Consider the following 10,372-nt stretch of genomic DNA (forward strand, 5'->3'; position numbering starts at 1 on the left):
CTGGTGGTGACGGTGTTGATTGTGGTGATCCACCCGTCTACCAGGGGTTCTTTGCGTCTTCAGGCGAACGCCGGACTCGCGATCATGCTGTGATCAGCAGATGCCCGCCGAGGATGAAAACAGCTCATTGGAGCCACGGCGTCGACCTTGTGCATGGCACAAAAGCACCTGACGAAGTCGGCGCGGTTTCCGGTGACCTGGATGCGTGCAGAGCTGCGGCGTGCTTTGGGGACCTCGCCGCTGGATCTGTTGCCTCCCGCCGTTGTGGCGGGTGGGATGTTCAAGCGGGCGGCGAGTGCTGCGGTTAGTGAGTTCGCCACTGTGCTGCGGCGGCGTAGCGAAGCCGAGTTGCTGCTGGGTTTTCCTTCCGCGCCGTTCATTCTGCCGTTGGCTTCGGAGGATCATCGACGGTTTCTGGAGTACGCGGAGGAGAGGCCGGATCATGCGGTGCGTATCCGGCGGCGCGGCATGGGAGCGGCGGCGGAGTGGACCCTGTCACCTGTCGATGCCGTGGGCGCCTACGAGTTGACCTTCAAGCTGCCGGAGCACATCGAGGAGTGGATCAGCAGCATCGGGGAGCATGAGCGACGTCGTACGGTACAGGTCAAGGAGAAGTTCCTGTCCGCGATCACGCTCTATCGGGTGAACGGCGGGGGAGTGCGCACCTACCAATTGCGGTATGAGTCGAGCTCGCTGTCCCGATCCGGTATCGCGATGTAAAGCAGATCGCCGGCTCCGGCGACGCATGTTCACGTTGCCGGAGCGCTTGGCGGGCTCAGATGGGCAGGTACGGGCTGGGTTTGCCGTGCCAGCTGACGGTCAAGGCGTCCCGGGCGCGGGTGGCGGCGACGAAGAGCAGGGAGCGAGCCTTGCGCTGTTCGCGCTCGTATCGGACGGGGTCTTCGATGCGGTGGCGTTCGATGACGCTGGTGCGCGGGATGATGCCATCGCTGACGCCGACGACAGCGAGCCGCTGGTACTCCAGGCCTTTGAAGCGGTGCATGGTGCCGACGTGGACTTCGCCGTCCCCCTTGGGCCCGTCTTTGGTCAGTTCGGCGCAGGTGATGTCCGCCTTGGTAGCCAGGTAGTACATGGTCTGGCTGACCAGGTCGCGGTCGGCGACGCAAACGGCGATGCGCCCGCTGGGGTCGAGGGGAGCGCCACGGTCGTCGGTGGACAGGTCTTGGCGCCAGGCTTTCAAGGTGGCGGTGAGACCGGCGAGTTCTTCTTCCCAGGTGTCGTAACCGACGAAGTCAGGTTTGGGGCCATGAAGGATGGAGCGGTAGCCGGCCATGGTGTCGGTGCCCTCGTCGAGGTCGTCGTAGGCGACCTTGTCGTTCTTGGCCTTGGGCTGTACGACGTGGAGAGCCTCGGTGAGGATCTCCTTGGTCGTGCGGTAGCTCAGGGTCAAGCGGGAGGCGCGGCCGCGGATGTGGATGCCGAGGGCGCCGAGCGCGACTTGGTGATCGTAGATGCGCTGGTGGGTGTCACCGGCGATGAACAGGTCGTTGGGCTGATCAGGGTCGGCCATGGCGCGCAGCATCTTCCAATGAGCGGGGCGCAGATCCTGGGCCTCGTCGATGACGATGTGCCGGTAGCGGTAGTCGAGGTACCTCATGCCGGAGGTGTTGTCTTGGTGGATGGTCTCCTTCCCACCTCGTTCCTCTATCTCCTTGCGGCGCTTGCGAACCCTTGACGCACGTTCGATCTCGAAACGGGCCGCGCGCTCGGCTGCCTGACCCCAGGTTTCGACTCCGAGCTGGTCGAGGCGAGCGGTGAACTGCTCGATGAGCTTCCAGATGTGGTTGCGTTCAGGGCGGGTCAGCGCCTGACCGCGGCCCGCTCTGCGGGCCTTGAAATACTCCGAGCGGGTGGAGATCGACTGGCCGAGGATGACCTGCTCCCACTCTTCAAACAGGAAGTCGGCCTGCCACTGCCGATCTCCCAGCTCGGCCAGGAGCTGGCGTAGCTCGTTCAGTGCCACATGGTCGTAGACGCGCTGCTTGGCACGTCCCTGGGCGGTGTTCTCGCCCAGGACGCGTGCGGCGAGCTGATCGATGTGGGCAATGTCGATGCGGGCAAGAAGCGCGGGTTCGATGAGGGACGCGAGCCGGTGGCGAAGGTCAGTGGTGAGGTTCTTGGTGAACGTGGTCAGCAGGATCGGTTTGCTCTGACCAGCGGGAAGTTGTTCGGCGAGATGCTTGACGCGGTGCAGGGCGACGATGGTCTTGCCCGTGCCAGGGCCGCCGGAGACTCGGGCAGGGCCGTTGAAGTGGCGGTGGACGAGGCGCTCCTGCGTGGGGTGGAGGAAGACTTTCCAGGCGCGGAAGTCGCCTTCTTCGATGATGTCTTGCAGGTCCTTGTCGACCGTGGTCACCTTGGTCCGGCTGAGGGCCGTGGCGAAGTCGTCGGGATCGGGCCGCTGGTCGAGCTCAACCGGTGCGGTGATCTCCTTGCGTACTTCCTCGATGTCCATTCCGGCAGCCAGGCCGTAGAGGACGTCTTTGGAAAGCAGGGGAGCGCCTTCGACCAGTTGGTCGAGCTCGGCACTCGTGGTCACGCTGAGCGCAAGCTCGATCAGCTGGTCGGCGACGCCGAGTTCGCGTAGTTGCTCGGCGTCGTACGCGGCCAGCAGCGCCGGTGCCTCAGGCTCGGGCTCCGCCGCGGGAACAAACTCAGTGGCCGCCTTCTCCGGCTCTGAGGGAGTGAGGGTGATGTTAGCCCTGCGCAGCGCACTGTCGCCGACGACGGCGAGGTCGACGAACTCAATCTCGCCGGTGACACGGTTGACCGCGACCTGGAGCTCTTCGTAGACATGCTTACGGTGCCGGACGGCGATGATCAGCCAGCTCTCGGTGCCGTCCACGTCCACGCCAATGGGCGTGAGCAGGGCCCGGTGGTCGTGATCGACCCGGGCTGACCAGATGCGAGAATCGCCCTTGAGCTTCTTCTTTTTGAGTCCCGGCTGGTCAGGGTTCTCTCGGAAGTGGTGACAGAAGTTGTAGAACTGGCCCTTGACCGAGCGGTCGAGCTTGTACAACTCCTGTTCGGCTTTGCGGTACAGGCTGAGCCGGGCGGTCATCGAGCAGCCCCTTCTTTCACGTCGGGAAGTTTCTCCAGCAGCTCATCGAGGTGGGCGAGCCATTCGGCGGCCGTGCGCACGATCCAGCCTTCCTCGATGTACGCGGCATCACGCCGCTGTGCCTCGTCGTCATCATCGCCTTGATGAGCGGAGACCACGGCCACCTTGACGCCATGGGAGATGTGCCAGGCGAACTCAGCCAGCCAGCGGCCGGCGCCCAGCTCGTAACCAAAGACGGGGGCCTGCTTCCCGCGGTCGGCAAGCGTCTCCGCGAGACGGATCAGATCCGGTGCCTCGTTGGGCTCTTCCCGCAAGATCTCCAGAATGTCCTCGTCCCAGACGGCATCGCGGATTGCCTGGGCTGCAGCGGCTTCGGCGGCCGAGCCGAGGTCTCGGCCAGTCGGCTCGATCACGACGGCGGGCGCTCCGGCGAGCGAGTCAAGTTCGCCAAGCCCGCCGCATATCGCGAGCACCTCCACCTTGAAGTGGGCGGCCTGGCTGGACGCGAGCTGGACGCCGTCACCGCCGGCCAGGGACAGGAACTGAGTGAGGTTGGTCCAATACAGCCAGGACCGCCAGCGTTCCTTGTGCTCGTCCGTGTCCAATACCGTGTCGTTGTCGTCGAGGATCGCCAGGGCGGTCCACTTCAGAGCCTCCGGATCGACGGCGTCCACGGCGAACACAATGGGCAGCCCCGTGTCGTCCTGCGCGCGGAAGACGTGAACGGGTCCGATACCAGTCTCATCCGGTTTGTCGTGACGTGCTCCTGCAGGGGAAGCCGCCAGCTGGCCGCGCAAAGCCGCGACGAGTTCACTGCGCCGGCCGGCCGCGGCGACCGTGGTGGTGCCCGGCTGCCGCGTGAGCCCAGTGACCAGGGCCGACGCCAGGCGGGCCCAGCGGGTCGGGTCCGGGTTGCGTAGGTAGGCGATCAGGGTGGCGATCGGGTTGGCGAAGATGGAGCCGGCGACGTGCGCGCGCTGCCCGCCGTACTGCTCGTATGCCGACTTGGCCTGGTCCTGCGCACCAGCCGCATACGGCGGCCAGACCGGCCTCGTGCGGGTTGGCAGCTGTTCGAACAGGTCGATGTCGGCCCAGGTGATCTGAAAAACGATGTTCCCGTCGGCGCGCAGGAGCGTGCGTTTCGCGGCGTCGGTGGCGATTCGGTTGTGCTCGCGGCTGGCGTGGAACCGGAAACCCTCGAGGTATACCTTTACGCTCTGCACCGGGCCGTCGACCCGGGTGAACGTGAAGTCGCTGACGCTGCCTTGGACCCGTTGCTGTGCGGTCAACCGCCAGTGCGTCACACCGGAGCTGTCGGTGAAGCGCAGATGCCCGCTGGAGTGGCCGTCCTCGTCCAAGGACGCATCTCCGGTAATCTTCACCCAGTCGCGCAGGGCAGCCAGAAAACGGGCCTCAAGATCGGACTCCACCTGCGCGTCCAAACCGACCAGCCCGGTGTGATCGACTTCGCTGGTCTCCCAACCGGACCCGCCGTCTTTCGCGAACAGCAAGGACTCCAGCATCGTCAGCGCCGACTGGCGCGAGACGATGTCCTGGAAGGGCTCTGGGGTGTATCGGTGCAGGCAGCGGTGACAGGCCCGGCGCTGCTCCTCCGCGCACGGGCAGTCCTTCAGCATCTCGTACGCCGCTGTCAGGGTGTCGCGGAAGGCGTCACTGTCACGGAGCCGGTCCAGGTAGCCGGTTCCGCCGGGCAGAGAGTCGAAGAGCACCAGGAACCAGCGACGTTCCCCGGTCTCGAGGTCAGGCATGGACGCCACTGTGGTCGCCAGGTGCTGAGGATCCCCGCCGAAATGCAGGTCCACGCCGAGCCGCAGGGCTGCCCTGAAGGAGTGGACCTTGGCATCCACGTCCGCGGTGGCCGCGGGGAGCAGCATGCGCAGGGCCTCGGTCTGCAATTGGTGAGCGAGGAGTACGCGTTCCTCCCTGGCATCGCTCTTCTTACCGCGCCGTAGCGGGCACCACGGACGGTGATGCTTGAGCCGCCAACTGCGGGCTGCCAGAGAGTCCAGTTCGTCGTTGTGGCGATTGAAGACCGGCCGCCCATCCGCACTGGCCGCCCCGCACGCCGTGCACACGTGGAACGGATTGAGCCGGACATGATGCCCGGCGAAGTCGTCGCGCGCCGGCGCGTCATAACGCACCGGGCCGACGTTGATCCGCCGAATCATGGTCCGCCGGCAGTAGTCGATGCCGAACGTCTGGTGAACGTGCCGCCACGAGCCATCCTCAATGTCTTCCACCGGCATGTCCACGGCGTCCACCACCGTGTAGAAGCGGCGGTCCCGGTCGTCCTTGTCGTCGCGGATCCGGGCATCCTCCCGCTTGTCGCGCGAGGTGACGGTGGCGGGTTCGATGACCTGGAACAGGCACGATCCGTCATCAGCGATGTTGTCGCCCTTGCAGCGCGGGCAGGCCGAGCGGTCGTCTTTGGCGTTCTCGGTCCGTACGTAACCGCAGGCTGGGCAGACCCGCCAGGTCCGCCATTCCTGCCGGCCACCGGTGGCGATCTCCAGGCCGCTGATCTCGTGCTTGTAGCCGTTGACGTAGAAGGTGTTGCCGGGCGCCAGTTCCTGCAGGGCGATGCGCCGGGGGCGCTCGTACGTGTAGGTGTCGGAGGTGTAGATCGGCCTGCCGGTCGCGGGATCGGTTCCCTCTTCGCCGTACAGGGTCGCTGACAGGGTGGTCGTGGAGTCAATCAGCGCGTAGTTCGGCAGCAGGCCCAGATCACACAGCGCGGTCTGGGCCGGGGTCTCGCCCAGGTTCATCAGGTGCCGTCCGACGCCACGCCGCTCGGCGTCCAGTTCGGCTTTCTGCCGTGCCTGGTCCGGGTCGGAGTCGTGAAGCTCGTCGTGGGCCTCGTCGATCTCGTGCAGCCGGGCGCGCAGTGCTTGCTCGCCGCGGAACCACTCCCGCTCGGCCTCCTCGACTGCGGCCCGCAGGCCATGGGTGGCATAGGCACGCAGGTCGGCCTTGGCAGAGTCGTTGACCCCGGTGGGGAACAGCTCCAGAAACCCCTCTGCCAGCTCGGTGCCGTGCGCGAGCGCCACCTCCACCAGGTCGACCAGATAACCGGACGGGCCGAACAAATGAGGTGCCCTGCGGGGAAGCGCGCGAAGCACGATGCCATCGGGACGTACCAGTCGCCCAGCGGCAGCCAAGTCGAGCAGATGCGCCAGATATTGACGGCGCAGGATCTCGATGGCTGAGAGGTAGCAGCCCGGCGGCACGATGGTGCCGGCGATCAGATCCTTGGGACGCTCCAGGAAGTACAGGTCACGACGCCTCCGGTCGGGAATCGTCAGCAAGAACGCGTTACCCGTACGACGTCCCGCCCGTCCGATCTGCTGAGCGTACGAGGCGGGGCGGCGTGGCAGCGCGGCCAGCACGACCGCGGACAGTTCGCCGATGTCGATGCCCAGTTCCAAGGTCGGAGTGCAGGACAGCACGTTGGGGTCCTTGAAACCTCCACCCTGTTTGAATGCCTGCTCCACCCTTTCGCGCTGCGGGCGCGTCAGCATGCCGGTGTGCTCGGCGGTGACGATCTGGTAGGTGCCTGCCTTCCGGTACAGGCGCCGGTAGTAGTCGCGGGTGTAGTCGCGGTCACGGTGGTGTCTCCCCAGCGCCTCCGGCCGGTCGCCGGCGACCAGACGGCCCCTCCCACACCGATAAGAGGGGCACGGCTGCTCACGCCACTGATCCAGCAGCGACGGGTGAACCGTCTGCTCCCAGAAGCACACGGGACAGCGCACGTACGCCTGCCGCACTTGGTCGTCGTCGAGCAGTTGGGCTTCGATATTGCCGGGTTTGAGACCGTAGACGCGCAGCGAGGTGTCACGCGGAGTCCGCACCGCAAGCAGACCGAGTGCGGACAGTTCGGGCAGAAGTTTGGACCAGAACTCCGGCGCCATCTCTCGCGGCAGGTCCAAGCAGCGTCCGGCCCACCGCTCGTACCAGGACAGCCGCCCGGTGGCGAAGTCGAACTCGCTGCCTGCTTTCGTCTGGTTCAGCAGGAACAGCGGCGCCGCGACCCGCGTAGGGAATGCCTTCATCCCGGGCTCACGCTTGCCCCAGATGAAGTAGCGGCTGGTGCCAGCTTCGTCCACGTACTTGCTGAGCCACTTGTGAGCGACCGCGCCTCGCGTCCGGAGACGCTCCAGGAAAATGCGTACGAGTGCCAGGTACCGCTCGTCGTCCTGGACGATCAACGGCACCTTGTCCTGCACGGACTCCTCGTGCACGCGCCTGGCCAGAGCCACCACGGCCGCCGGATCATCGATCCGGACGTGTGCGGCGGCGGTCCGGGTCAACTCGAGAGTGCGGCCGTTGCGGGAGCGGAATCCGAACTCCATCAGCGTCTCGAAGGCGAGGCGCTGCCCGATCAGCCGCCACGTCGCAATGGTGCCGCCACGTCCCTGACCTGACAGCAGCCGTTCAACTCCCTTGTAGACGTGCATATCCGGCGGCACCACCGCGGCGAGGGTGGTCTGGTCCGTGGTGGCCTCGACCACGTTCGCGATGAGGTCGTTCAGCGCCGTCGGCTCCTCGTGGCGCAGGTGTTCGGCCAGCAAAGCGCGCAGCGAGAACGTGTACGAGCGGTTGGCCACAAAGCCGGCCCGGTGCGCGGCATCCTGCACCGAGTCGTTGAACATCAGAGTTCTGTCCTCGCGCAGCTTCTTGTCCAGTTCCCCGCCCGTGAACAACTGCGTGATCGAGGCCGCCGCCATCGCGGCCGAACCGGTGCCCAGGTAGCGAATCGCGTTGTGCGCTCCACACGCTGGGCACCAGTCTTGCTGGGCCGCAGTGTTCGCCACCGTGCCGCCGAAGTGAACCAGCACGAACGCAGAGTCGCGCGCTGTCAGCCGCGGTTCCTTGGTGTCCTCAGCATAGTCGTTGAGCGGGTCCGGAAGCCGCAGGCGTTTGCGCGCGCCATCCAAGATCATCAGCACGCCGCCGCCTTGAGCGGACGCGCTGGCGTTGACCTTCCGGGCATCCGCGGAGATCGGTCCTCTCCAAGCGCCTTCCCCCGCTTCTCGATCGGTAGCCGCGATCAGGTTCCGCACCCGGGCCTTGTCCTGTCCGAGCGACGCACGCCGGATCTTGAAGGTGTCGAACTGCACTTCATGGTCGTCGCTCTCCGGTGAGAACACCGCCCAGCCCGACCGTCCGCAGTCCCGGCAGTACACGGCCGGCAGGAAAATATTGGCGCTCTGGCCCGACGTGGCTGTGGTCACCGGCGCCATACGCTCGTTGTCCGTCGAGCTGGCGTCGGCCATGCCCGCCACGTCCCAGCGGAACTCCGCCTTGGGCCACGGAAGCACGCCGCGCAGGAGCCGCGACACCGACCGGGCCCATTGATGCACTTCGACATGAACCAGAGGATGTTCCTCGTCGGGCGGCGACTTGGGGTCACGTGCGTACGACAGCAGCGCCACGAATCGGGCGAGCGCCTCAGCCGCCTTCTCCGGCTGCAAGGCCACCGCTTCCGCCCAACCGGCGGCTCCCGCACGCCACATCATGTCCAGCACCTCAGCGCTGGTCTTCAACTCACCGTCCAGCGCCTGCATCGCTGCCCGCGTGAACAGGTGCTGTTTCAGGTTGTCGCCCAGTACGAGCGGGTCGTCGTCGCGGACGCCGGTCACGGCCTCGATGAGATCGAGCAGCGCTTCCTTGCCGGACGTGGGATCGGGCAGTGCGAGTAGCTCGTCCGGTGTCGGCAGCCGCTGCATCTTCACACCGGTGAGCGGGATGAACTCCTCTACCGGTAGCCGATTCTCCCTGATGATCGACTCTGCGGTGAACTCCGTGCCGAAGACGTCGGTCGCCACCTCCAGAAGGCGTTTGGCCCCATCAGCGTCTGTCCCTGACGCAAGAGTCGCCGATGTAGCTACCGGGCACATGCGTCCCAGCGGACGTCCCTTTTCGGACATTCCGACGGCAGACGCGAGTCGTCGCAGCAGCATGGCCACGTCGCTGCCTTGCGCGCCGTCGTAGGTGTGGAACTCGTCCACCACGACGTATTGGATGTCCGCCTCTCGCCACAGCGGGGCGTCGTCCTCGCGCTGCAGGAGCAGGTCCAGCATCTTGTAGTTGGTGATCAGGATGTCCGGCGGTGACAACTGCATGTCGTAGCGCCGCGTACGCACCTTCTCGTACTGCGTCCCCGCCCGATCCCCGATATACAGGCCCGCCCAAAGCTTGCGCAGTTCGCCGTACTGCGTCAGTAAGTCGTTGATGCGGCCGGCTTGGTCGGTCGCGAGCGCGTTCATCGGGTACAGGAACACTGCCTTGACGCCGGCCTTTCCTGCCTCTCGTTCCCGGCGGCAGTGGTCGAGCACCGGATAGAGGAACGACTCCGTCTTACCCGAGCCTGTGCCCGTGGTGATCAGGGTCGGCTGGGGCGTGTGCCCGTTCGCGGAGGTCAGCCGGGCGAACGCCTCCGCCTGGTGCACGTACGGCGTGAAGCCCTCACGCTGCCACTCCAGGTGCTCGCGCCACTCTTCCCCACCGACCATGAAGGGCGTGCGGATTCGCAGATACGGCCCGCGGAACATCCCGGACGTCTCATCCCCGAGAAACCGGTGCAGCGCCTCGCGTGCGCCCTCGTCGCTGAGGGCGTATGTCGTCGACAGGTACTGCAGCAGGCTCTCCTTGAGTGCCCGCGCCTGAAGCGTCGGCCTCACGGCTTCGGCACCTCCTGCTTAACGGGATCCCACTCACCACGGGCGATGGCATCATCAAGCCGCTTCTTGAAGACAACGTGCGCTTCCCGCATCTCCGTCTCTCGATCCGCCTTGCAGAAGGGTGGCGTATAACCCTCCGGCACAGGGACGTTGGCCGGGTCTTGTAGGTATGCCTTCAACTGCTGCCAGTGTTCCTTCTCTTGACCGTGACCGTAGGTGTATCTATCGCCAGCGATCTTCCGCTCGTTAGCGTCGAACCAGGTGACCTTGTCGAAGTCCTGCATGATCGGGAATCGTGCCCGATACATAGAGACGAGAGTGTCGGCATCAATACCAAGCCAAGCGGCGACGAGAGCGTCGATCTCAACTAGGGCGGCTCGGCGCGAGTACTCGGAGCGGAGTGGAGTTTCGCGTTGCCAGGTGTGATCGACATGGTGAAGTTCTGTCTTCATGCTCTTCCAGTGAGGCCTTTTCATCCGTGGGTGAGCTCGTAGTTCTGCAGGACGGCGATCGCCTTGCATAGCTGGCCTGCCTTGTGCGGGCAGCAGCGGAGCTTGCGGAGAATGCGCCAGCTCTTGAGCTGGGCGTT

Annotated in this window: 4 protein-coding genes and 1 pseudogene; 1 reads left to right on the top strand and 4 read right to left on the bottom strand. The window is 65.5% G+C overall.

Annotation, left to right across the window (positions count from 1 at the left end):
* The first annotated feature begins 153 nt into the window (after positions 1-153).
* The gene (locus HII36_RS50240) at positions 154-720 is read left to right on the top strand and encodes a hypothetical protein (protein ID WP_173530500.1); all 567 of its coding nucleotides are present in this window, start codon (positions 154-156) and stop codon (positions 718-720) included.
* A gap of 55 nt (positions 721-775) precedes the next feature.
* Here the strand turns inward: HII36_RS50240 and HII36_RS50245 are convergent, their stop codons facing one another.
* The 4 genes and pseudogenes from HII36_RS50245 to HII36_RS50260 form a co-directional block, all read right to left on the bottom strand.
* Positions 776-3,082: a UvrD-helicase domain-containing protein gene (locus HII36_RS50245; protein WP_173530501.1), complete on the bottom strand. Its 2,307-nt coding sequence runs from the start codon at positions 3,080-3,082 to the stop codon at positions 776-778.
* Entirely contained in the window at positions 3,079-9,783 is a 6,705-nt protein-coding gene (locus tag HII36_RS50250) for a DEAD/DEAH box helicase (RefSeq protein WP_173530502.1), read from the bottom strand. The genes HII36_RS50245 and HII36_RS50250 overlap by 4 nt, the downstream gene beginning before the upstream one ends.
* Positions 9,780-10,235 (bottom strand): hypothetical protein, encoded by a 456-nt coding sequence (locus tag HII36_RS50255; RefSeq protein ID WP_173530503.1) that lies wholly within the window; start codon positions 10,233-10,235, stop codon positions 9,780-9,782. Before HII36_RS50255 ends, HII36_RS50250 begins: the two co-directional genes overlap by 4 nt.
* Positions 10,236-10,255: 20 nt before the next feature.
* Positions 10,256-10,372, bottom strand: a pseudogene (locus HII36_RS50260) (IS5/IS1182 family transposase); the annotation flags it as partial.

It is taken from the genome of Nonomuraea antri (assembly GCF_013283785.1).
Classification (GTDB): Bacteria; Actinomycetota; Actinomycetes; order Streptosporangiales; family Streptosporangiaceae; genus Nonomuraea; species Nonomuraea antri.

What these genes read in the sequence shown, in the direction of transcription:
- HII36_RS50255 (WP_173530503.1), bottom strand. Translation starts at nt 10,235, where the DNA reads ATGAAGACAGAACTTCACCATGTCGATCACACCTGGCAACGCGAAACT.
- HII36_RS50245 (WP_173530501.1), bottom strand. Translation starts at nt 3,082, where the DNA reads ATGACCGCCCGGCTCAGCCTGTACCGCAAAGCCGAACAGGAGTTGTAC.
- HII36_RS50240 (WP_173530500.1), top strand. Translation starts at nt 154, where the DNA reads ATGGCACAAAAGCACCTGACGAAGTCGGCGCGGTTTCCGGTGACCTGG.